Raw genomic sequence first — 22,074 nt, forward strand, 5'->3', positions numbered from 1 at the left:
TGTGATTATTTCTCGATCCTGCCGTCCAGCATCCGGATCTGGCGATCGGTTTTTGAGGAATAGGTGTCGTCGTGTGTTACCATCAAAATGGTCTGATCAAAGGAGCGCGTCAGTTTTTTCAACATGTCGAAGACGATGGATGCATTTTCCGAATCCAGGTTGCCGGTGGGTTCATCACAAAAGATAATTCGGGGTTCGTTGATCAGTGCACGGGCAACGGAGACGCGCTGCTGCTGCCCGCCCGACATCAGATTTATCTTTTTACCTGCCTGATCAGCAATACCCAGAAGATCCAGCTTCTCCATCGCTTTTTCTTCCAGCTCTTCATGGGAAAGCTCCCCCAGCTTCAGCCCCGGGAGCATCACATTGTCGAGCGCAGTAAAGTCGGACAGGAGATAGTGAAACTGGAAAATAAAGCCGATGGACTTGTTGCGGAGGGTGGAGAGCTTGTGGTTGGTGAGTGTCTTCAGTTCCGTACCATCGATGTGCACGCTGCCCTCGTAGTCTCGGTCAAGCGATGAAAGTACATACAAAAGCGTCGATTTACCGCTGCCGGAGGGACCTATGATGGAGACGAATTCGCCCGATTCAATTGTCAGGTTGATATCTTTCAATACGTGAAATTCCACCGGTTCGCGGAAATATTTGTTTACATCTATGGCCTCTACGACGTTACTCACGGTCACTGGGTTCTGATGATCTCAATGGGATCGATTTTGGATGCTTTCAATGCCGGCAGGTAGCCCGCTATGGCTGTAGCCACCAGGCCGAAGGCGAATGCAAGCAGGTAAAATGCGGGATCAAAGTTGATGGTCAGGTATTCGGAGGTGACAAACCCTTCTATGTTGGCGGGAATGACCGATGTGACCCAGGAGATGATGAATCCCGTCACCAGGCCGACAAGACCTCCTGCAAAACCGATGAACAGGGCTTCCAGCAGAAAGATATTGCGAACATCTTTATCGGAGTACCCGATCGACTTCAGGATGGCGATATCGTTCATCTTCTCGTATATCATCATCGAGAGCACGTTGAAAATACCGAAACCGGACACCAGCAGGATGGAGATGATGACCAGGTAGGTCACGATATTCTGTATGCGGAAGACGCTGAAGATGCCTTCGTTCACCTCTTTCCAGTCTTCCGCGGTATATCCGAACCGCTTTTGAAATTCATCGGCAAGAACACCCGCACGGTCAATATCATGCAGTTTCAGGTTAATATCGGTGATGTAGTTGCCGGTCACGCTCATCAGTTTTTGCGCGTTTCGAATGCTGCTGTACGCGCGGGAGTTGTCCAGTTCGCGCAGGCCGGTTTCCAGAATTCCCACCACCTTCATTTGAAGGGTAATGCCCCCGGGTGAAACCACGGATAGATTATCATTGAGTTCTGCTCCGAGCGACTCTGCCAGTCCCGAACCCATAATCACTCCGTTGGGCACGGTCTCCATCCGGATGATGGAACCAGCGGTCAGATCCTCCTCGAGGCTGAAGAGGCGGTTCTCCCTGCGAATATTCACTCCGTTGATGATGCCGGATACGTCGGCAATGCCCAGCTTGAAAATGGCCTGTGTGCTGAGCCCGGGCGATACGCCGGAAACCTCCGGGTACTCCTCCAGAATATCCACGATCTGCATGCCGCGTTTCAGTTTCGGGAGTTGATCCTTGCTGCGGATATTGGAGACCGATACCCAGGTATCGTCTCCCGTATACAAATCGTTAAGCAGCGGGTCCGATTTCAGGTTTGTGTCACGGTAGATGTGAATATGAGCCGTTGAATCAATTGTTTTCTCAATAAAAAAGTCCTGAAGCCCTGTAATCACGCCTGCCTGGAAAATAAACACGGTGATACCGAAGGTAACTCCCAGCATGGAGACCAGTGTCTGGCGCTTTCGGCCCGTCAGGTGGGTCAGCACAATTTTTAATATGGGAAATCGGCTCATGGTTCCGGTTTTAATACGATGTCTCCTTCTTCAAGTCCGTCTGTGATCTCCACATAGCTCAGGTCGCGGATTCCCGTTTCTACGGTTTTACGGGATCCGTCTTCCAGGATCACCTCATTCGATTCACTCACATAGAGCACGGGCAGCACCAGCACACCCTCTTTTTCGCGAATCACGATGTTGGCTTCAAGCGACATCCCGGGATAGAGCCGATGGTCTTCGGGGTCAATGGAAGCGACGACCCTGGCTGTCCGCTCAACGGGGTCGATTCGCGGATAGATCCTCATAATCTTTCCTTCCAGAACGGAATCTTCCAAAGCATCCAGCTCAAAAAAGACGGACTGGCCCTCTTCAATCAGCGTGATGTCCGTCTCGTCCACGTCCAGTTCGGCTTCAAACCGGCCGGATGCGCCGATCTCCATAATGGGCTGATTTGGGGAAATCAGCTCTCCCTTATTCGGATGGATGTCATAGACGGTACCCTCAATGACGGAGAGCAGCGTGTAATCACCCGTCCTGCTCTGTTGCGCCAGATAGCTGTTTCGAGCATTTTCAAGCTCAATCCGGAGGCGGTCGCGGGTTTCCCGCAGGTTGCTCTTTGCAATCTCGTAGCTGCTGAGTGATGTGCGGTACTGCAGGCGTGCGCGGTCATAAGCCTGACGTGAACCGATATCGTCATCCTGCAGCCGTCCGAAACGTGCAAAATCGAGAGAATCCTGACTGAAGACAGCATATGCTTTATCCACCTGCTCCCGAAGCCGGTTCAGAATATCCGAATCGGGTGCAGCATGTTTCCGCGCCAGCTCCAGCTGATTTTCTGCAATCTCCAGGCTGCGTTCGCTCGGCTCGTTTTCAATTCGCAGAAGCGGTGTTCCCATTTCCACGTCACGGCCGACCTCTACCAGGATCTCCGACAGCACGCCGGAAACCTTGCTGTTTACACGGTAGTAATTTTCCGGAAGCACCTGTCCCGATGCGTAAACACCCTGGACAAGGTCCTTTGTCTCCACCCGGGCTTCTTCACGATCCGAACACCCCGCGATTCCCAAAAGCAGAAACAAAAGTATAAAAAGGCTGATTTTCGTTGCTCTCATCGATTATCCCATTTTTTGCACATACACTCAATGTAAGAAAAGCAGAGTGATCCTGAAGAATAAGTCCGTTAGAAAAGGTGACCCAAGAAAAAAAGGAGGGTTTACACTGCCCATAAAGTTGGATAATGTATTTGAGCACTACTGCAACATTCTTTAGTGAATGAACCAAATTTGTCCAGCAGTGATAAAAGACTTGACTTTCAAAAAAAAAAAAAAATGTTATTTCTAACTCAACACAAACATAATACTTAGAGTTATGAAAATAATTGCAAAGTCTTTAGCTGTTGCGTTAATTCTGATATTAACCACATTGAACCTAAATTTTGTTTATCAACTCAACCCATTTGATCTTCAATTTGGAGTTGAAATAAGTGATATTCAAGCATCTTCCACACTGGAGCATGACCATATAATGGAAGAAGAGATTTGCTGGGTTACCGGAGAAGAAATTGATATCTGCAGATATAGTCCTAATATGATCTGCGATGTACCGGCTCAGGACACATGCAGTGATTCAAATCCGGGTGAAAATTAATGATAATCAATAACCCTCGAACCAAATTCGGGGGTCTATTAATATCCAAAATGAAATATTACTTATTGATCTTACTGTTAATTACCGGATGTACAAATAGATCTTCTGACAGATCTATAAACAGACCAGGAGATATTCAGGAAATTTTTATTGATGTTGATCAAGCCGAACCCATATATATGTCTGATTTTTTTTCAGGTATAACATATATCCCACTGAAAAACCCTGGCAAGAGTCCTATGGGTATTATTACTAAAATAATGCCTCAAGGCAATATGATAGCGCTCTACGACCGAACAAAAAAAAGCGTATGGATTTACAAGGAAGGAGGTGCTTTTATTGGAGAGGTTAAGATTCCTGAAGGAAAAGGACCAGGTGAGCTTGAACATATATCAGATGTTTATTTTGATGAAGATTTCAAAATTCATGTCCTGGGTGCATTTAAAATTATGACCCTGAACATGAATGGAAATTTGATAGCGGAGTCATCAATGGACCTCTTTGCCAGGTATTTTACCTACGATGTAAATTCAAATAGGTATTATGGATTTGGAAGTGGAAATTCAAATGTGCGCATTCCGGATGAATTTAAAGGATTTGATCTGTTCAAATTCGATGATACCGGTGTTATTGAAAAAAGCTTTATTCCGATAGAAAAGAATAAGCAGGGGATATCCTATGGTATCCCCAACTACTTTCCCACATTCAACGGGGAGTACTATTTTTTCAAGCATCTTCATGATACCGTTTATAAAATCGAAGGTGATGAAGTTCAACCTGCCTATGCTCTTGATTTTGGGGATTATGCATTGCCGGATGAAGTGTTTGAAAGAAGGAAGGATTATGGAAATGAAATTTGGCAATGGACCGAATTTTGGGATAATGAGATAGAACCTTATGATTACATTGTATATAAGACAAACTTTGAAATCACTGAGAAATATATTCATATGAGAGTTGGGAATAACGACTCAAAGTATATGATACTTTATCATAAGGATAAGAAAGAGACATATGTTGGAGAAGATAGGTTTATAAATGATATCGATTTTGGTCCTAGCCCATTTATTTTTATGAGCTCTGATAAACATTTGTATTCCTATGTGAATGCAAATGACTTTTTAAGGCATATGAATTCAGTATATGAAAGTAATCGGGAAAGATATTCCAGTAATAGGATGATTGAATTAAGACGGTTAGCGAATTCAATGAGTGAAAACAGCAATCCGGTTTTAATGAGACTGGAATTTAAATAGAATTCCCGGTTCAATTCATGTCAGAGAAATTTCACTGAGCAGATAGCGCCATCACACTCCTGTACCGGTTGTACCTGGAAATCACCCGGTCTACATATTGTACGGTTTCCCTGCCGCGGACGTATCCGTGCTCGGCGCGTTCGAAATGCCGTCTTTCCATCAGCATCAACAGGGCATTGGCCGTGGACGGCCAGTCGTTGGGATTGCGGTTTTGCTCCATCACCAGCCGGCGGGCATCCACCAAGTGGCCGATGCCTGCATTGTAGGTGGCCAGCGCAAATTTCACCTGGTCCAGGCTGTCGAGGTAGGCGTAGTGGTTCAGGTGGCTCTTCAGAATGGCCGCTCCCTCACGGATATTGGTTTCCGGGTCGTACAGTGTGGGGTAGTCATTTTCAGAGTAACGGGGAAGGATCTGCATCAGTCCCACGGCGCCCGCAAAGCTTTTGGAACCCGGGTTAAAAGAAGACTCCTGTGCAATCACAGCCGTGAGCAGCAGCGGATCGATACCGATGGAGTCGGCTGCCGACTGTACAAGACCGGAGTACGGAGAAAAAAGCATGCCTCTCTCTATAGCTGCAGTCGTCGTGTCATAGTAGGCGGAGAGCTGCGGGCTCTCCTCAAAGTAGTGCCTCTTCAGAATATTCAGAAATGCGGAACTGTATCCCGCCTCTCCGGTGTCGGAAATCCGAAAATGTTTCTGCAGATAACGGCTCAGTTCCTGTTCAAGTTCCGGTGCATTCGGCCGGACCGCCCACGCGATAGAGTCACTTTCTGCAATCACAGGGCCCCTGGACAGACCCGGATGAAGCCCGGCTGCTTTTTGGAAGGAGTAGCTGTTTGAAACGGCAGCCAGTGCGCGTCCGTCGGCCAGCATGCGGTAGATCATATCCTGGTCTGCATTGCCGGAAAGGGGATCCAGATTCAGGCTGATTCCGTTTCCCCGGATCTTTTCCAGATGGTAAGCGGCATCGCTGCCGGACAGCACGGTAATTGGAATGCCTTCTTCAGCCAGTGCAGCCAGAGAATCCGGTTGCTCCTCCAGGTGCGGAGAGTAGACCAGAAAGCGGTCGGTCAGAAGATACGGGTGTGTGAAAATTGCACCGTTGGTCCGGTGCGGAGAAGCGGCCAGTCCCATGGCAATCACGTCACCCTGTCCGCTCTTGAGAATAGTTATGGGGTCATCATCCTGACTCATAATCTCAACTTCAAGCAGCAAATTGTGTTCGCGAGCAAAGGCGTGAAGCAGTTCAAATTCGAAGCCCGCGTCCATTCCCCGGTTGAGAAAGTAGGTATCCGGGCCGTAGCGGGTAATCATACGCAGCACACCGCTATTGGAGATCTCCGGAAAGTCGCGCTGAACGGTAGCAGCCGGCATGGCTTTTTCGGCCTGCATCTGCTCTATAAATTGATCGACGTCCTCGAAAGTGATGCAGGAGGGGAATATCAGTGCGCAAAAGCAGACCGCCATTGCTGCAGGAAGACCCGTTCTGACATTGAAAGGGGGTGTTTTCATCAGATTCCGCTATTTATGAGAACATTCCGGTACGAAAATGACCGGTTCAGGCTAAAAGGAAGTGGGCGGATGGGGTTTGTGACAGGATTTAATGTTTGTAAAGTGTTTTTTAGCTATCAGCTATCAGCTATCAGCTATCAGCTGTCAGTGGTCAGTTGTTGGTTGTTTGTGGTTTTGAGAATTGGATAGAGATAAGAAATTTATTTTTGGTGCTTGGTGCTTGGTGCTTGGTGCTTGCAATCTATACGCAATAAAATTTACCTTCAAGACTCAAGACTCAAGACTCAAGACTCAAGACTCAAGACTCAAGACTCAAGACTCAAGACTCAAGACTCAAGACTCAAGTCACTCTTCCAAACCGGTCGAGTCGGGCTCCAAATCCGTTAATATCCGCTTATCGGCAAATATCTGAACCACCCCGTTTTTTCCTTTTTCACCATAGGCCTCAATCGCGGCTTCTTTATGCAGGATAACAATCGAGTCGATATAAGCCGGTTTCATGCGTTGAAGCGGGGATTCGGTGATAATCTCTCCGTTGATAACCCATAATGGCTGGCTCTCGTAGTTGATTCCGGGGCTGCGCTTGTCAAGTGTAACGGTGAAACCCTCCAATTGTTCACCCGAAATACTGGTGACATCGGAGCAGGAGGGAAGTACCAGGAGGGAACCGAGGATGATAATCAGGTTAGATATTGCGATTGGTGCAGAATGATTTAACATCAGTTCAGGTATATTGTGATTGAATTACGCCCTTATAATTCAGGAGTTGCCAAACAGATTCGGTAATTACAACAAGGTATGCAACTGATAATGCTTGCTGTGCCCGGAATCCATCTGACTTACCGTATTAGTGATGATGAACTCTCTCGCCATAACGGACGTGCTCCGACAAGTTGACTGAAAACCTTTTTCGGTAATCCGAGGGGTTCAGTCCGGTGATTCGCCTGAACAGCTTGCGGAAGAAACCGATATCTTCGTAGCCGACTTCAAGGCATACCTGCCGAACGGATTTCAGGTCATTTTCAAGCAGGTGCCTGGCCGCGTTGATACGAACTCTCTGTACATAGACGATGGGTGTTACCCCGGTAGCCTTTTTGAACCGGCGCATAAAGGTGCGTGGACTCATACAGGCTCTTTCAGCGAGCTTGTTAACGGTGATTGGCCGGCTGAAATGTTTGAACAGCCACTCCTGCAGGCTTCGGATTTGCTTGTCATCATGATGAATCTTCGGTGTTTCCGGTGAGTAACCGGCTTGCCATACCCTCGGGGTTCTCACAAGCAGCGCTTTAGCGGTCTTCATTGCCGACTGATGACCGCAATATTTTTCAATCAGGTAGAGACATAAATCTACCCCGCTGTATACGCCGCCGCTGCAGAAAACCCCATCAGATTCCGTGACATATCGCTCTGGCTGCCAGTCAACCTCCGGATACCGTTCCCTGCAGTCATCCGAAAGTGCCCAGTGGGTGGTGGCAGGTCGGCCGTCCAGTATCCCTGCCTCTGCAAGCTGCACAACGCCCGAACAGATGCCTGCGATTGCAGTGCCATGATCATAGGCCCTGCGCAGGAAGGAGGGAAGACCTTGATTTCGCCTGCATTCAACGTCCAGGTCTCCTCCTCCCGCGGAAACCACCAACAGGTCGGCCGCCTGAATTTCATCAATGGAACCATCCGGATAAAGCGAAAGTGCCGACAGGGTTTGAACTCTTTTGCCGCTCAGGGATGCTGTTTTTACATCAAACATTCGTTCACCTTCCAATCCCTGAAGAGTTTGATAAAGGTATCCCGCGCTGCCCAGTATCTCTACCGGCGTTACAGCCGTGGATGGCGTTCCTCCTTCAAGAAAAATAACGGTGACATCAATCGTTTCCATAGATGGCAAGATTCCCCCGTTCCTCTGTCGCTATAGCCTCTTCAAAAAATGTCGATATGAAGTCATATTCATACCGTGCACTTGACGCAAACATTAGAAATAATAATAAAACAAAAGGTTAGGTTATGCCAAAATATGTCATTAAACGGTCCATACCGGGTATAGGCAAGATGTCTGATGATGAGCAGAGAAAAGTTGCAGAACAGTCAAACCGCGTACTGAACAGTCTTGGACCCGATATCCAGTGGCTGCACAGTTATGTGAGGGAAGAAGGCACGCACTGTGTCTATATCGCCAAAAACGAAGAGATCATACATAAACACGCCGAAATCAGCGGGGCCTCCGTGTTGGAAATTACCAGGGTGGAGACGATCATCGACCCCACTACCGCAGAAGGTTAGGAAAACATTGTTTCAAAGGCTGATATTTTATCTGCCCAACCGGATTCCGACTCTTACGGCCGGAGCACCCGATATGTTCGAACGTGACTGTATTCGGGCAAAAAAAGCATTGAGTCCCACGTTCAGTTGCAAAACGTCTGAGAACTTGTAGCGGATACCCATTTCAGGCCTGAACCCGATTAAAAAACCACCGGTAATGGCTGTACCGAATTCGGCCTCTGTGTAGTTTGTTGAACCCAGACCTACCGTTCCTCCGCCAAACCATGAAAGTTGATTAGAGAACTGAGAACTGTATTGCAGCCTTGGACCCGCATACCATAATGAAGAAACACTCTCCTCAAAATTGGCCGAGGATCTGTTGACACTGTTGACTAAAAAGTGAGCGGCTGCGCCGTACGAAAACCCTCCTGCAAGCTGTCTTCCGGCCTCAACCCCGATGAAGCTTGCGTTACCGCCAAACATTCGGGTTAGCTGGTATTCCGGCTCAAAGTAATTGTAGGAGGATGACTGGCTCAGGGCGTAATCCGGCATGCAAACTGCAAGAATGAATGCGAAACATGAAACAATGAGTGTTTTCAAACCTGATTACAATAATCTTTTCTTAGGACCCGCTTTTATTACCATTCCACAGGAAACCCTGTTTTTTAATGCGTTACATAGTAACTCAAATCCAGGTGACAGGCAAAAAAGTGCATATCTTGGCCTTTTCAACGGTTAATCTGCCTCCACCGGCAATTGCAGCGTATTGTCACGTCGTACCGGATCGGGACGGGTTCCGTAGGGATCGATCGAAGCGTAGCGGGGCAGTGAGTTCACCTTCAGCGTAATCTGCTGACTGCCGGACCGGATCTCCAACGGATTGAGCCAGAGAATTTGATCACCTGACGCTCTGGAAGGGTGTTCGCTGAACAGCGCGATCGGTACGGGTTCATTCATTGAACCCGGCGACTCCACTCCGTCAACCGATTCCAGTTTTTCCGCTTCGATAGTGAGGGTGATGTCATAGGAACCGTCCGGGAGGCGATCATACTCTGCTCCTGTCACCGATAAATCATAGGTTATAATCTTTTTGAACCAATCGTCGATCAGACTGTGATTCTCTTCCGGAGTGACCCGGTATAGTTCATCCAGAAAATCGGGAGCAGTGACGGTGGGATCGGTTTCGTCTTTATGACGTTCGACCAGCGTTCTGAGCACCCCGTTAAGTCTGGTTTCGCCAATCAGCTCTTTCAGAGCCATCATCACAAAATAGCTTTTGCCGTACAGCATGTAGCCCTCGCCCTGTTCCAGGTAGAGCGGTTGCTCCGGTGTGGATGCGTATGATCTGCCGGTGAAATAGCGATGGCCTGCCGATTCACCCAGCTGATAAAGAGACGGCATGCCGTAATGTTTTTCCATTACGACGCCTTCGGTGTATTTGGCGAATCCTTCCACGAAAATGGATCCACCGCTGATATTCTGGGTTGCCAGCAAATGACCCCACCATTGATGTGCCACCTCATGTATTGTGCGTTTCGCCACCAGACTGAACGCCTCCGGATCCCGTTCGTCTACCAGATAAAGGCGGTCTTCGGTCATGCTGATGGTACCCGCGGGAGCATACCCGCCGAACCGCCAAACCGAGGGCACCTGCACGATGCGAAGATGATCATGCCGGTACTCTCCAAACTCCCGAAGGGCATAGTCAAGAGTGTGACGTGCACTCTCACTGATGGTACACATATTGTAGTCATGCCCGGGGTGGGTGTAGTATTCCATTCGGATGCCCCCATAGAATTCCATATCCACGTCATAGGCTGCCGATTGGTAGGTGATGGCGGGCATGACCGGAACGTCAGCCTTGTACCTGTAATAATTTCTACCGTTCTCGGTCCACTCCTCTTCCAGGCTGCCGACAGAGATGCCGCGCTGCGAAGCGGGAACGGAGAGTGTTGTCTCAAACTGTACCCGGCCGAACCCGGATTCAGGAACGTCAAAGTCGGCATCAGAAGGGATCTCCTCGATGCGATCAGGCAGGCCGCGTTTGCGGCGCTCGGATCTGTCCCTGATCTCCCGGCTGTCGGCGTAACCCAGGAATGGACTGAAATCGGCCAAATGCACCAGGCTTCCGTTATCTACAAGGTCATGTCCGGAAAAAAGGCCCAGGTGTGTACCGTCGGCGGTATAGCTGAATGCAACGGTATCGCCGGGCATGACAGGCGAGTGAAATTCGTATTCAAAAGTTCCGAGAGCGGCGTCCTGTCCGGTGAGAGCAGCGCCTTCGAGCCGGACATCCGAAGTCGGCTTTTTCTCTGTGATGAGCACGCGTTCAACCGGCATTTCACTCTTGTTGATGAGGAGATACCGGGCATCCACCCGATAGCTTCGGTCAACAGGATAAAGATCCATATCGGTTGTGATCGATACAGGAAAGAGCTGCCCCAACGATTCATACGGCTTGTACTTTTTTTCGTACTCTGCAAGCAGGTCAAGTCGTTTGGCGGTTGACAGGTAATCCACCTCAATATTTGTTTTGTAGAGGATCATCGAGGATGTGCCAAGAAAGGCCAAAATCAGCACAATCAGGATGATTGCGTGTTGGGCCGGCCAGCCGGTTACAATCTGTCTGACGCGATCCATGAATCGTTCCTCCACACCCCGGCGCCATCCGCGGAAGGCAAGAAGTGACAGGATGCAGCCCAATATCATCCAGTGTCCGGAAAGCAGATAAAATGCGTAAGCATTGTTATCAACTCCCGTCATGCCGGAGAAGGTGACATCGGGCATGGCTCCGATTCTCAAGAGAGGATGTTCAATCCCCAGGGTTCCGGACAGATTTGTGCCAAATGCAGCGGCCAGAAGTCCCGTGACGGCTATGGCCAGGTATTTGTTCGGCAAGAGAGATTGTAAGAACAGTGCGAGCAGGATATAGAAAAGAAGAGGGACCCCCTGGAAATAATAGAGGGCAAGATAGACGCCCGTATGGATCTGCGGGGCACCCAGCACCAATTGGAAAGCAATGGCAATCACGATCTCAAGGGTAATAAGGAGTATCGGAATGCAGATGAGTACAGATACCTTCGACAGAAAGAAACCGGTGTTTGAGAAAGGGGTGGCATCCAGAATTTGGTGCATGTTAATGTTCCGTTCTTTCCACACCCACTCGCCGCTGAAAAAGATGATCAGCAGAAAGCCGAACAGGAATATGGCCATATTGTTCAGATCGGCCAGTACGGAAGTTAGCGGGTACAGGCTTTCAGAGTAGCTGCCGCCTTCCACCAGTGTGGAGTAAAATTCAGACCCCATTACAAATGCGGTACAGGCCAGTATTATCTGAAAGGGCAGACTTTTCAGCAGCTGTTTTACTCCCAGTCTGCTTTGTGCAAAAAAGCCTGCCCAAAGGGCCCTTTTTGTTTTTAAAACAACGCTCCGCGGTTCATAGGTACTTTTCGATGCCGGAGCGTCGTCGGCTAAAGCTGAAGTTTTCTGATTTCTCTCCTGAAGGGTGCGAAATGAGAAGAGACGGTAGGTGATTCCGAGCAGGACAAATGAAATTGAAATCCAGAGGGTGCGGTTAAGCAGGAAGTACCCCTCCATGGAAACCCATACCGAGTTTTTTTGGACAGGGGTGAGGTACCGGCTCTGTTCCATAAAAGCGGATATGCCAAAAGGATCTCCCAGTGCTGCAGCCGTCAGGTCTTTGGAATGTGCAGGAGCGGAACCGGCCAGTATGGGTGATTCAAAATAGAACGAGCAGACAAAATAGAGCACATACACGAGCACGGCCGATGCATAGATCGCCATCCGGTTTTTGGAGAGCAGGCCCACAGAAAAGATCAGGACGGTGCAGATAAATACATTCGGCACCACAAAAACCAGCCAGTTCCAGGCATAGAGCATCCCGCTGAAAGGGGCCATCCGGCCGGGATCATGATCGAAAAGGTGGGCTCCCGTCATCATTCCGAGCACGAGCGGACTCACGGCAATCAGGCTGAAGAGAAAGCCCCCGGAAAACCTGCTGATGAAAAAGTGATGCTTGCGAATTCCGGAACTGAATACAATCTCCTCAAACGTGTGGGTGCGGTCGCGCAGTACACCGCTGATTACAAAAAACATGATGGCGAATACAGCCCCCAGTGTAAAAATGGAGGTATAGTAACTGATTTGGTACGGTGCGTTGTAGTTGATCAGGTCCGGTGCAAACCCCTGTCCGCCTATTTGAAGCCCCGTGACAAAGAAAAGCAGAATGGCTGCAAACAGCGCCCACTGTTTTCTTTGATAGAGCCATTCGAATGAGAATAACGAGATAATCATAGTACAGGATTTTCATTTGCGGGTTGCTTTGATGAGGTCACGGAGAAGTAGAAATCCTCAAGCGTGGGATCCACCTCCTTAAATCCGCCCCCGGGGGAGGATTCCGCCTTCACGTGAACCTGTTTCTTTCCGGCTACCAGCCGGGTGGATATCACATGATGCTCCCTGAGAAGGCGGGTCAGTTCATCGTTGGTTACGGTTTTGCTCCAGATCGTGCCTTTAAGCGTGCCAACCAGATCGGAAGGTGTGCCGTGTTCGATAATTCGTCCCCGGCTCATCACTGCCATTCGGGTGCAGAGATTATAGATGTCGGCCACGATGTGGGTGGAGAGGATCACGATCTGTTTCTCACCGATGCTGCTGAGCAGGTTCAGAAACCTGTGCCGCTCTTCGGGATCAAGCCCGGCAGTGGGTTCATCCACAATGATGATCCGCGGCGACCCCAACAGGGCCTGCGCAATCCCGAAACGCCGGCGCATTCCGCCCGAAAAGGTGTGCACATGCTTTTTGCGGTGTTCCCACAGATTGGTCTGTTCCAGCAGGCTTTCCACCTGCAGGCTCCGGGATGCTTTGTCCGTCAGCCCCTTCAGCACTCCGATGTGGTGTAGCAGTTCCTCGGCTGACACACCCGGATAGACCCCGAACTCCTGCGGCAGGTATCCCAGGCAGGAGCGTACGGAGTTGGGGTGTTTCCCAATATCGTCGCCGTTAAAGAAAATTCTGCCTGAAGTAGGTGTCTGCAGCGTGGCGATGGTCCGCATCAGGGAGGATTTACCGGCCCCGTTCGCTCCCAGCAAGCCAAACATGCCATTCGACAGGGTGAGGCTGATGTCATCCAGAGCCTTCACGCCGTTGGAGTAGGTTTTGGAAATATTTTGAATCTGCAATGTATTTTTCATGGCCCGGATTGATTGATTACTTGAAAGTTTTGACCCCAACTTACGCGGACGATACCGGCTTGTTTAAGGAATTGGACGAACAACAGGTTTTTGAATGCAGATCAAGTCAAATCCATCATCAAGGCAAATGGTGCGGAAAATGGGCTGATCCAAAAGGAAAATGATACTGTTCGTCATTGAACCGGGAATGAGTGTGCGAATTCCTCTATTTTGAGGCCATGAAAAGCACCCTTTTCAGATACCGGGCCTTTCCTGTGGGTTTTGCGGTCACGTACCTGCTGATTCTCTTTATGGAGTATATCGGCCTCATCCGGATACCGCCCGATAGCTGGATCTCCAATTTCCTTGGATTTTTCTTCTATGCGTTCTTTATCTCCCTTGCCATGCACAAGTACCTGCAGAAAGGCGGAACTCTGCTCAGAGTAGGCGCCGGTCTGCTGATCCTGGTGATCGTTATCTTTACTACCGGTTACTATACCGGCCACCTGCGTGACAATCCGCTGGTGATACTGCTTCTGGTCTTTTTCTGGCTGATGCTCTTCTACTTCATACTGCCGGACTTTTTCAGAAAGTACAGTATCCTGATCCTGATCTTGTATTGTGGGTCCGCGATCTTTTTTCTCTACGCGAGGCTATTTACCGGGAGTTTTGAAATCTATGAGAGCGAGTACAAAATGTGGGCGCTGACGCTCTTCGTACTGCCTGTTCCCATTTTAGTGATCCTCTGGATCTATGAGCAATGGAAGTGGTTCCGAACGCTTAAGGCTGAGAAATCAAAGGCGGAACTGGCATTACTGAGAAGCCAGGTAAATCCGCATTTTTTCTTCAACACTCTGAACAACCTCTATTCCCTGGTGGTGCAAAAGTCGGATAAAGCGCCTGATGTGATCCTGAAATTATCGGATATGATGCGCTACACAATTTATGAAGGAGACAAGGAAAGTGTGAGGCTGGAGGATGAAATCGGCTATCTTCAACAATATATTGACTTGCACAAAATTCGCTATAACAAAAAAGTGGATGTCCGTTTTAATGCACCGGATGCGGCTGATACTTTTGTGGCACCGCTGCTGTTTATTGTGCTCCTTGAAAATGCGTTCAAACACGGGGTGGAAACGATGCGCGAAGGGGCGTACATCCACATCACACTGGAGAACGAAGGCGGCAACGTGCGTTTTGAGATTCGTAACAATTTTAATGAATTCACTGTAGAAGAAACAAGCGGGATTGGTCTGGAGAACCTGAAGAAACGCCTGAGACTCCTCTATCCCGGCCGGCACTCACTGGATATTGTGAAGGAGAATAATAACTTCACGGTCACGCTTGAACTGAATACCCTATGATCCGATGTATCCTTGTTGATGATGAACCGCTGGCTCACGAGCTGCTGAATACGTACTGCGACCGCCTGCCGCATTTGGAGGTAGTGGCTGACTGCTATGATGCCATGGAAGCCCTGGAGTGGCTGAGTTCCAACCGTGCAGACCTGATGTTTCTGGATCTGAACATGCCAAAGCTTAAAGGGTTTGATTTTTTACGGACCCTTCAGAATCCGCCTAAGGTGATTGTCACAACTGCCTATAATGAGCACGCTTTGGAAGGTTTTGAACTGGCTGTGGCCGACTACCTGGTAAAGCCCTTCAGTTTTGAGCGATTCCTTAAGGCGGTGAACCGGGCGGTTTCAGCTGTGCCTGATCCGCGTCCGGTCGTGAATGATAATCATGAATCTGGACCGAACACGGGTTTCTTTATAAAGGGGGATAACGGGTATTACCGGATTGATATGCGAGAGCTTTTATATGTGGAAGCCAGTGGCAATTACTGTAAAGTGAATCTCACGGATGGACAGATCGTAGTGCATGAAAAAATCTCGGATCTGGAGGAGCAGCTGCCGGCGGACCGTTTTATCCGGATCCACCGGTCATTCATCGTTGCACTCGATAAGATCAAAACCCTGCACAGTGACACGGTCACCGTTGGTGAGACGGAGATCTCGATCGGCCAAACCTACAGCAAGGCAGTAAGGGACGTGATTTTGAAGAGGGAATAGATAATTCAGTGAATTAATTGTGCGAACCATTTTTCCATGGTTCCCGTAATATGCGTTGATAGGTCTGTCTGATTTGACTATTTAGAATCAATACCCAACAAATCCTACCCAAATGACCACACGAAACTCGTTTCTGATAATCTTTATCGGCCTGCTAATTGCGGGCACGGCTTGTACTAATCAAAGCCAATGGTCCGGCCTTGAACGGGAAATCGATGAATTGATCCCTTCAGCCGTCAACGATACGACACCCGGACTGATCATTGGTGTGGTACAAAATGGGGAGATCATCTTTCAAAAAGGGTACGGACTTGCCAATCTGAACTACAGCATCCCCAATGATCCGGAAATGGTCTACAACATCGGTTCGGTGGCCAAACAATTTTTGGGGTATGCCTTTGCCATGCAGCACGATGCCGGAACGCTGAATATTGATGATCCGGTCAGTGATTATTTAGATGACTGGCCTGAATTTGAGGAGACAGTGACGATTCGGCATCTTCTGAATCATAGCAGCGGGTACCGTGAGGCGTACACCATGTCGAGCCTCGCGGGGAGAGAGATCGGGGTGGATCGTATGGCGGCTTCTGAAGCGATGGAGGTGGTTAGGAGGCAGCCGGTACTGGAGTTTTCGCCCGACTCAAGGTATACCTACAACAGCACGGCATGGGTAATTCTGTCCGAAATCTTTAAAGAAGCGACGGGAATACATGCAGCAGCATGGGTTGAGGAAAATATCCTGGACGCACTCAGAATGAACGACACGCAGATTGAAACACACGTGGGTCAGGTGATTGAGAACGCAGCCGAGTCATACTCCTTCAGTGATGAGACCGGTTACACCAATGAGAAGAGCAATCGTGCCATTTTTGGCGCAGCCGACGTTTTCATGAATGTGCCGGATGCGGCAAAGTGGATCAACAATATGAAAACCGGCGAACTCGGCGGGCAGGAGGTGCTCGACCTGTTCCTGGAACCTAACGAACTCACCAACGGCATCAACTCGGGTTATGCCATGGGGATTGGCGTGGGTGAGTACAGAGGACTCAGGCGCTATCGCCATACCGGCGGACACGCCGCCTTCGGAACCCAGCTGAGCTACTATCCCGATTATGACCTGGGAATTTTTATCGTCTCAAATTACAGCCGCGGCTGGCTGCCGTCGGAAGATATAGCAGAATTGATCCTGGGAGATCAGATGGATCCGGAAGCCAGCTACGAGGAAGAACGGATTGCACTAAGCGATGACCTGCAGGCAGCTCTTCCCGGAAGGTACATTAATGAAGACCGCAACGACATGGTGGAATTGCAGGTGGACGAAGGGAAATTGCTGGCGGACGGAAGAACGGAAATGATTCCCATAGGTGGCGGCATGTTTCGTGTGAATGGCAGCACGAACCGCTATGACATTGAAGCCGGTAATGAAGGTACCGGACCTTCTCGGATTATCGCCAGCGGAACCAACGGCATAAGAATCTTTACGAAGGTGGATGCCTGGGAGCCGGTTGAAAACGAACTCAGAATGTATTCAGGCGAATACAGGAGCGATGAGATTGATTCCATCATGCGCCTCAGCGTGAATGAAGAAGGCTCGCTGCAGGTGAATCATCGCTGGCTGGGAACGGCGCCTTTGCGTCCTCTGGCAAGAGATATTTTCCAGGCCGGTAACGGCATGATGCTCGAGTTTGATCGCGATAGTTCCGGCAGGGTGACCGGATTTTATATTAACTCCGGCCGGACCCTGGATGTGTGGTTTGAACGGGAATAGGCTGGTTCGCTGTTTCGGTACGCTCGACTATTGCCTTTTCAGAATACTCACAATACGATCATACAGGATCTCCGAGAGCGACCAGTTATATCCTTCAAAATCCGTTGTGTTCGTGAACTGAATGACAACCGTATCGATATCCCGGTGGTATTTGGCAATGCTCTGATAGCCGGGGATGAGTCCGGTGTGATCATAAGCATAGATCGATGAATAGATCTCCTGCTCACCTTCTTCAAACAGTGAACCGTCGTTAAGTGCTCTCAGGAAGATGCCCACATCCTCTGCCGTGGCAATCATGGAGCCGTAATCGGCTGTTTTGATATCCTCCTCAACCCCCACGTAATACCCGCTCATCAATCTGTTGATATCCACCTCTTGGAGTGAGCCAAAAGTATTGTTTAGTCCCAGCGGGTTCAGAATCTCTTCTTTGATAAACTGAAATTTGCTCATTCCCGTCACCTGCTCAATGAGTTCGGTGAGAATAACATAGTTGGTGTTCGAATAGGAATAGTCTGTGTCGGGCTCAAAATCTGCGGGCAGGTCCAGTACCCGTTCAAGGGCTTCCTCGTTGGTTTCAGGCGGGTCTGTCCAGAAATTTGGCGTATCCGTTACATTGGGAATGCCGCTGCGGTGCTGCACCAGCATTCGCAATGTGATAACATCGGCATTTTCAATTCTTCCCTGAAGTCCCGGAAAGGTTTCGGCGACGGTATCGTCCAGAGAGAGACGGTTATCATGGATCAGCTTGGTGATCGCAACGGCGTCATACAGCTTCCGGATACTGGCAATTTTGAAAAGGGCCTGCGGATCGGCGGGAATCATCTGTTCGCTGTTGTGCCAGCCGGCGGCATACGATGCGGGTTCTTTTCCGCCCTGATTCACATAGACGATGATTCCGTCAAAACCAAGATCCGTCGCATTTTCGACCTGTTCCTGAACCGTATCGGGCAGTGGCGTGATCCAGGCCCATAGCAGGGTCCAGGGTACGAAGTAGAGGGAAATGATGGTACCAAGAGCGAGTGCTGCTCTGATACTATTTTTAATGTTTTTCTTATCAGACATCAAAAGACTAAGCCCCCCTGCTCACTCGTTCTCTGGTTCGGTTTAGGATTCATTATTTCCCTGATTATCCTGTTCAATGATCCGGTAGACCCGGCGAAGAGTTGTGACAGGATTTAATCCTTTTAAAGTGTTTCTTTTGCTATCAGCTATCAGCTATCAGCTATCAGCTGTCAGTTGTTAGTTGTCAGTGGTTGGTGGTTTGTGATTCACGGTCAACACATCTACGTTTTTACGAATATATGTGTTTCAATATTTCCGTTTACGGTTGCAGTTCATGATCTGTGCAAGCACCTTGTACCGGTCATTCGGTCATTCGGTCATTCGGTCATTCGGTCATTCGATCGTTCGGATCCTCTGTTCTTCCGTTCTTACACTTCACCTTTTGCCTTGAATGACCTGACCAGCTGTCCCCAAATAAACGGAATGAGACTCATCCCCAGCAGCAGATACCAGCCGGTTTTGCCGGGATCGGCTGTCTGAAGTACATCCGACAGTACGGGCAGATAAACGGTGGCCAGGAGCAGGAATATGCAGACAACAATGGCACCGGCCACATAGGGGTTTCGTACGATCTCATTGGAAAAAAATGTAGACTGCGGACTCCTCAGGTTGTAGGTGAACCACAGTTTACTGAAGCCCAGTGTGAGAAAGGATATGGTTACAGCCTGATCGGTTTCGAATCCAAATTGATAGATGGCTACTGTGAGCGCTGCCAACACGGATGCGGAGATGATCAGCGACCAGCCGCCGATTGCTTGCCAGTGATCGGCAGTCAGTACCGGCTCATTTTTGGGGCGCGGTTTCTCTTCCATTATGTGTTCCTCACCCTTGCCAAATCCCAGCGCCAGTGCGGGCAATACATCGGTTACCACATTCAGATAGAGTATCTGAAGGGGGAGGAGCGGCAGCGGGAAGAAGTAAAAACCTCCGATTACCGTAGCGATGGTTACGGCAAGTACCTCGGCTACATTGGTGCAGAGCATAAACATCACCGATTTGCGGATATTCCCAAAGATCACCCGTCCGTATTTAACCGCGGAAACAATCGATTTGAATGCATCGTCGAGCAGCACCATGTCCGCAATCTGCCTGGCGGCATCGGTGCCCCGCTGCCCCATTGCAACCCCGATATCGGCTTTTTTCAGTGCGGGGGCATCATTAATTCCATCGCCGATCATCGCAACCGTATAACCGTTTTTCTGCATCAGGGTGATCAGCTGAAGCTTCTGCTCGGGGCTCACCCTTGCAAAGATATCCGTCTCAAGGATTTTTTTCTTCTCCTCATCGTTCAGCTCTTCCGGAGCCCTAAAGTCCTCACTATGGATATAGTCGGGGTTTTCTTCTTCCGCAATGCCGGTTTCAAATGCGATCGCCGATGCGGTCGGACCCTGGTCGCCCGTAACCATAATCACACGAATTCCGGCTGAATGACACTGTTCAATGGCATTTTTCACATCGCTCCGGGCAGGATCGAGCAAGCCTGCAAGACCCAGAAACCGTAACTCCTTGTAGGGCTCTTCATCTTTATCGCTGAGGTATTTATCTGCCACCGCCAAAAGCCTTAACCCCTTTTTTGCAAGCTCTTCTGACCTTTTCAGCCACTGTTCAGTCTCTTCCTCTGTCAGCTCCGCTTCAGAATCATCCTCTCTGAAACGTACAGTGCAGGCCCGCAATACTTTCTCGGGAGCCCCTTTTACGGCTGCATAATAACGGTCTTCCGATTCATGGATGGTTGCCATCATCATGGTGTCGGAGTCGAATGCGATTTCCCGGACTTCCGGATACTCCGATAGCAATTCCTGGCGGTTCATGCCAAACCTGAGTCCGGCCCGTAAAAGCGCTGTTTCGGTGGGATCGCCCTGTTCGTCCTCGGCAATCAGGTCGTTATCGACGTCTGTGACGGATGCATTATTGCACAGAACAGTGGTTTTAAGCAGCTGATTGAGGGCGGGTGATTTGATTTCCGGGTCTGACGGTCTTTCGGATTTTTCCTCTTCATAGTCATCATCGTCTTTAAGGCGAAACTCTTCTTCATCGGCAGTATGTACCGCCCGTACCGTCATTCTGTTTTCAGTAAGGGTGCCTGTTTTATCGGTAAAAATGACGCCGGTAGCCCCGAGTGTTTCCACAGCCTGCAGTTTGTTGATCAGTACATTCTTTTTTGCCATGATGTACATGCCGCGGGCAAGGGCAATGGTTGCCACAATCGGCAGACCCTCGGGTATGGCCGCAACGCCCAGCGCGATGGCTGTTTCAACCATTTCCATCGTATCCCGGCCTACCATCAAACCGGTTACTGCAATCAGAATGGCAATGGAAATGGTTATCCATGCCAGCCGCCGGCCCAGCTGATCCAGCTTTTTCTGGAGCGGTGTTGTGTCTTTCTCAGCCTCTTCCGCGAGATCGGAAATGTGGCCCAGTTCGGTATTCATGCCCGTTCCGGTTACAACGCCTTTCGCAGAACCATCCGTAACCACGGTTCCCTTGAACAGCATGGATGTTCGGTCGGACAGTGCGGTCTCTTCTCCCGTTGCATCGGGTGATTTTAAGACGGGCACCGATTCTCCGGTGAGTGCAGACTCGTTTACCCTCACATTGTTGGCCTCCAAGATGCGTACATCGGCAGGAATCAGGTCTCCGCTTTCTATGATAATAATGTCACCCGGAACCAGGAATCTGGAATCTATCTCTTTTTCTTCTCCATCACGCCTCACCCTGATTTTGTCCACGTTCATTTCATGCAGCGCTTCCATCGAACGAACAGCTTTCCACTCCGTATAGAAACCGATAATGGTATTTACAATGATGACGGCGCTGATTGCGATTCCCTCGGTCCAGTGGCGAAATGAAAAAGCAGCGATAGCTGCAAGGAGAAGAACGAGGATCACTACGCTGAGAAACTGCTCCAGAAGGATTTTCCAGGGGTTTTTCTTCTTTCTCTCCCTTAGCCGGTTTTCACCGTATTTTTCACTTCTCTTCTTTGATTCCTTGTCAGTTAACCCCGATTCCTCAGATGTTTCAAAATGCCTGAGAACCTCTTCCGGCGTTGAAGCATGAAAATGAAGATTGTCATGGTTTTGACTGTTCATGGATAGGCCTTTGATCTTTCATCGTAAGTAAATGATCTGTCTGAAAACACAAAAAGCAGGTATGCTGCTTTTTATTTTTGTTTTTTCAGTCTGATGATTCATTATCGGGGCTTCAGCCTTAACAGGCTCTATGGAAAATTCGATGCTTTTAGCCCGATATGCAAATTTATTACCAACAGGATAGATCGCATACGCATGCCGGAAAAATGCATTCTGAAGTTTGAACCTCATTTTTAACATCAAATGTGTTTATTAAAGTCTCTTTTTAGTATCCTTGTGGGTGTTTAAGCATAAACCGG

17 protein-coding genes are annotated in these 22,074 nt (G+C 49.1%); 6 read left to right on the forward strand and 11 right to left on the reverse strand.

What is annotated here, in order from left to right:
* Positions 1 to 5: 5 nt before the first annotated feature.
* Genes DDZ15_RS10835 through DDZ15_RS10845 form a run of 3 tightly spaced genes read right to left on the reverse strand, consistent with a single transcriptional unit; the run spans position 6 to position 3,036 of the window.
* Complete coding sequence (locus DDZ15_RS10835) at positions 6 to 680, reverse strand: ABC transporter ATP-binding protein (RefSeq protein WP_109647204.1); 675 nt, start codon at positions 678 to 680, stop codon at positions 6 to 8.
* A gap of 2 nt (positions 681 to 682) precedes the next feature.
* Positions 683 to 1,942: an ABC transporter permease gene (locus DDZ15_RS10840; protein WP_109647101.1), complete on the reverse strand. Its 1,260-nt coding sequence runs from the start codon at positions 1,940 to 1,942 to the stop codon at positions 683 to 685.
* Positions 1,939 to 3,036 (reverse strand): efflux RND transporter periplasmic adaptor subunit, encoded by a 1,098-nt coding sequence (locus DDZ15_RS10845; RefSeq protein ID WP_109647102.1) that lies wholly within the window; start codon positions 3,034 to 3,036, stop codon positions 1,939 to 1,941. Before DDZ15_RS10845 ends, DDZ15_RS10840 begins: the two co-directional genes overlap by 4 nt.
* Before the next feature lie 256 nt (positions 3,037 to 3,292).
* Here DDZ15_RS10845 and DDZ15_RS10850 point away from each other — a divergent pair, with 256 nt between their 5' ends.
* Together DDZ15_RS10850 and DDZ15_RS10855 are read left to right on the forward strand one after the other, a co-directional pair.
* Entirely contained in the window at positions 3,293 to 3,571 is a 279-nt protein-coding gene (locus tag DDZ15_RS10850) for a hypothetical protein (protein WP_109647103.1), read from the forward strand.
* Positions 3,572 to 3,621: 50 nt separating this feature from the next.
* The gene (locus DDZ15_RS10855; protein ID WP_158278681.1) at positions 3,622 to 4,827 is read left to right on the forward strand and encodes a 6-bladed beta-propeller; all 1,206 of its coding nucleotides are present in this window, start codon (positions 3,622 to 3,624) and stop codon (positions 4,825 to 4,827) included.
* Positions 4,828 to 4,858: 31 nt separating this feature from the next.
* Here DDZ15_RS10855 and DDZ15_RS10860 read toward each other — a convergent pair whose 3' ends face one another.
* The 3 genes from DDZ15_RS10860 to DDZ15_RS10875 all read right to left on the reverse strand — a co-directional run bounded on the left by DDZ15_RS10860 (position 4,859) and on the right by DDZ15_RS10875 (position 8,213).
* On the reverse strand, positions 4,859 to 6,340 hold the full coding sequence (locus tag DDZ15_RS10860) for an MltF family protein (RefSeq protein WP_109647105.1): 1,482 nt from the start codon (positions 6,338 to 6,340) through the stop codon (positions 4,859 to 4,861).
* Positions 6,341 to 6,685: 345 nt separating this feature from the next.
* On the reverse strand, positions 6,686 to 7,060 hold the full coding sequence (locus tag DDZ15_RS10870; RefSeq protein WP_109647106.1) for a hypothetical protein: 375 nt from the start codon (positions 7,058 to 7,060) through the stop codon (positions 6,686 to 6,688).
* A gap of 127 nt (positions 7,061 to 7,187) precedes the next feature.
* A complete protein-coding gene (locus tag DDZ15_RS10875; protein WP_109647107.1) occupies positions 7,188 to 8,213 on the reverse strand; it encodes a GlxA family transcriptional regulator in 1,026 nt (341 codons plus the stop codon).
* 125 nt (positions 8,214 to 8,338) lie between these two features.
* Between DDZ15_RS10875 and DDZ15_RS10880 the strand changes: the two genes are divergently transcribed.
* Positions 8,339 to 8,614, forward strand: coding sequence for a DUF4242 domain-containing protein (locus DDZ15_RS10880; RefSeq protein ID WP_109647108.1), 276 nt, complete (start codon positions 8,339 to 8,341; stop codon positions 8,612 to 8,614).
* Positions 8,615 to 8,641: 27 nt separating this feature from the next.
* Here the strand turns inward: DDZ15_RS10880 and DDZ15_RS10885 are convergent, their stop codons facing one another.
* The 3 genes from DDZ15_RS10885 to DDZ15_RS10900 form a co-directional block, all read right to left on the reverse strand.
* Complete coding sequence (locus DDZ15_RS10885) at positions 8,642 to 9,193, reverse strand: hypothetical protein (RefSeq protein WP_146198572.1); 552 nt, start codon at positions 9,191 to 9,193, stop codon at positions 8,642 to 8,644.
* A gap of 135 nt (positions 9,194 to 9,328) precedes the next feature.
* Positions 9,329 to 12,907, reverse strand: coding sequence for an ABC transporter permease/M1 family aminopeptidase (locus DDZ15_RS10895; RefSeq protein WP_109647111.1), 3,579 nt, complete (start codon positions 12,905 to 12,907; stop codon positions 9,329 to 9,331).
* Positions 12,904 to 13,806 (reverse strand): ABC transporter ATP-binding protein, encoded by a 903-nt coding sequence (locus DDZ15_RS10900; protein WP_109647112.1) that lies wholly within the window; start codon positions 13,804 to 13,806, stop codon positions 12,904 to 12,906. Before DDZ15_RS10900 ends, DDZ15_RS10895 begins: the two co-directional genes overlap by 4 nt.
* 191 nt (positions 13,807 to 13,997) lie before the next feature.
* Between DDZ15_RS10900 and DDZ15_RS10905 the strand changes: the two genes are divergently transcribed.
* The 3 genes from DDZ15_RS10905 to DDZ15_RS10915 all read left to right on the forward strand — a co-directional run bounded on the left by DDZ15_RS10905 (position 13,998) and on the right by DDZ15_RS10915 (position 17,624).
* Positions 13,998 to 15,149, forward strand: coding sequence for a sensor histidine kinase (locus DDZ15_RS10905; protein WP_146198573.1), 1,152 nt, complete (start codon positions 13,998 to 14,000; stop codon positions 15,147 to 15,149).
* Positions 15,146 to 15,856 carry a LytR/AlgR family response regulator transcription factor gene (locus tag DDZ15_RS10910; RefSeq protein WP_109647114.1) on the forward strand — a complete coding sequence of 237 codons (711 nt, stop codon included), beginning with the start codon at positions 15,146 to 15,148 and terminating at the stop codon, positions 15,854 to 15,856. Before DDZ15_RS10905 ends, DDZ15_RS10910 begins: the two co-directional genes overlap by 4 nt.
* A 112-nt stretch (positions 15,857 to 15,968) precedes the next feature.
* On the forward strand, positions 15,969 to 17,624 hold the full coding sequence (locus DDZ15_RS10915) for a serine hydrolase domain-containing protein (protein WP_109647115.1): 1,656 nt from the start codon (positions 15,969 to 15,971) through the stop codon (positions 17,622 to 17,624).
* A 27-nt stretch (positions 17,625 to 17,651) separates the two neighbouring features.
* On the opposite strand, the gene DDZ15_RS10920 is transcribed toward DDZ15_RS10915, so the two are convergent.
* Positions 17,652 to 18,686 carry a serine hydrolase domain-containing protein gene (locus tag DDZ15_RS10920; RefSeq protein WP_109647116.1) on the reverse strand — a complete coding sequence of 345 codons (1,035 nt, stop codon included), beginning with the start codon at positions 18,684 to 18,686 and terminating at the stop codon, positions 17,652 to 17,654.
* A gap of 368 nt (positions 18,687 to 19,054) precedes the next feature.
* Positions 19,055 to 21,775, reverse strand: coding sequence for a cation-translocating P-type ATPase (locus tag DDZ15_RS10925; protein ID WP_109647117.1), 2,721 nt, complete (start codon positions 21,773 to 21,775; stop codon positions 19,055 to 19,057).
* Positions 21,776 to 22,074 lie beyond the last annotated feature (299 nt).

It is taken from the genome of Rhodohalobacter mucosus (assembly GCF_003150675.1).
GTDB classification, from domain to species: Bacteria; Bacteroidota; Rhodothermia; order Balneolales; family Balneolaceae; genus Rhodohalobacter; species Rhodohalobacter mucosus.

What these genes read in the sequence shown, in the direction of transcription:
- DDZ15_RS10900 (WP_109647112.1), bottom strand. Translation starts at nt 13,806, where the DNA reads ATGAAAAATACATTGCAGATTCAAAATATTTCCAAAACCTACTCCAAC.
- DDZ15_RS10875 (WP_109647107.1), bottom strand. Translation starts at nt 8,213, where the DNA reads ATGGAAACGATTGATGTCACCGTTATTTTTCTTGAAGGAGGAACGCCA.
- DDZ15_RS10895 (WP_109647111.1), bottom strand. Translation starts at nt 12,907, where the DNA reads ATGATTATCTCGTTATTCTCATTCGAATGGCTCTATCAAAGAAAACAG.
- DDZ15_RS10845 (WP_109647102.1), bottom strand. Translation starts at nt 3,036, where the DNA reads ATGAGAGCAACGAAAATCAGCCTTTTTATACTTTTGTTTCTGCTTTTG.
- DDZ15_RS10920 (WP_109647116.1), bottom strand. Translation starts at nt 18,686, where the DNA reads ATGTCTGATAAGAAAAACATTAAAAATAGTATCAGAGCAGCACTCGCT.
- DDZ15_RS10840 (WP_109647101.1), bottom strand. Translation starts at nt 1,942, where the DNA reads ATGAGCCGATTTCCCATATTAAAAATTGTGCTGACCCACCTGACGGGC.
- DDZ15_RS10915 (WP_109647115.1), top strand. Translation starts at nt 15,969, where the DNA reads ATGACCACACGAAACTCGTTTCTGATAATCTTTATCGGCCTGCTAATT.
- DDZ15_RS10850 (WP_109647103.1), top strand. Translation starts at nt 3,293, where the DNA reads ATGAAAATAATTGCAAAGTCTTTAGCTGTTGCGTTAATTCTGATATTA.
- DDZ15_RS10860 (WP_109647105.1), bottom strand. Translation starts at nt 6,340, where the DNA reads ATGAAAACACCCCCTTTCAATGTCAGAACGGGTCTTCCTGCAGCAATG.
- DDZ15_RS10925 (WP_109647117.1), bottom strand. Translation starts at nt 21,775, where the DNA reads ATGAACAGTCAAAACCATGACAATCTTCATTTTCATGCTTCAACGCCG.
- DDZ15_RS10910 (WP_109647114.1), top strand. Translation starts at nt 15,146, where the DNA reads ATGATCCGATGTATCCTTGTTGATGATGAACCGCTGGCTCACGAGCTG.
- DDZ15_RS10855 (WP_158278681.1), top strand. Translation starts at nt 3,622, where the DNA reads ATGAAATATTACTTATTGATCTTACTGTTAATTACCGGATGTACAAAT.
- DDZ15_RS10880 (WP_109647108.1), top strand. Translation starts at nt 8,339, where the DNA reads ATGCCAAAATATGTCATTAAACGGTCCATACCGGGTATAGGCAAGATG.
- DDZ15_RS10870 (WP_109647106.1), bottom strand. Translation starts at nt 7,060, where the DNA reads ATGTTAAATCATTCTGCACCAATCGCAATATCTAACCTGATTATCATC.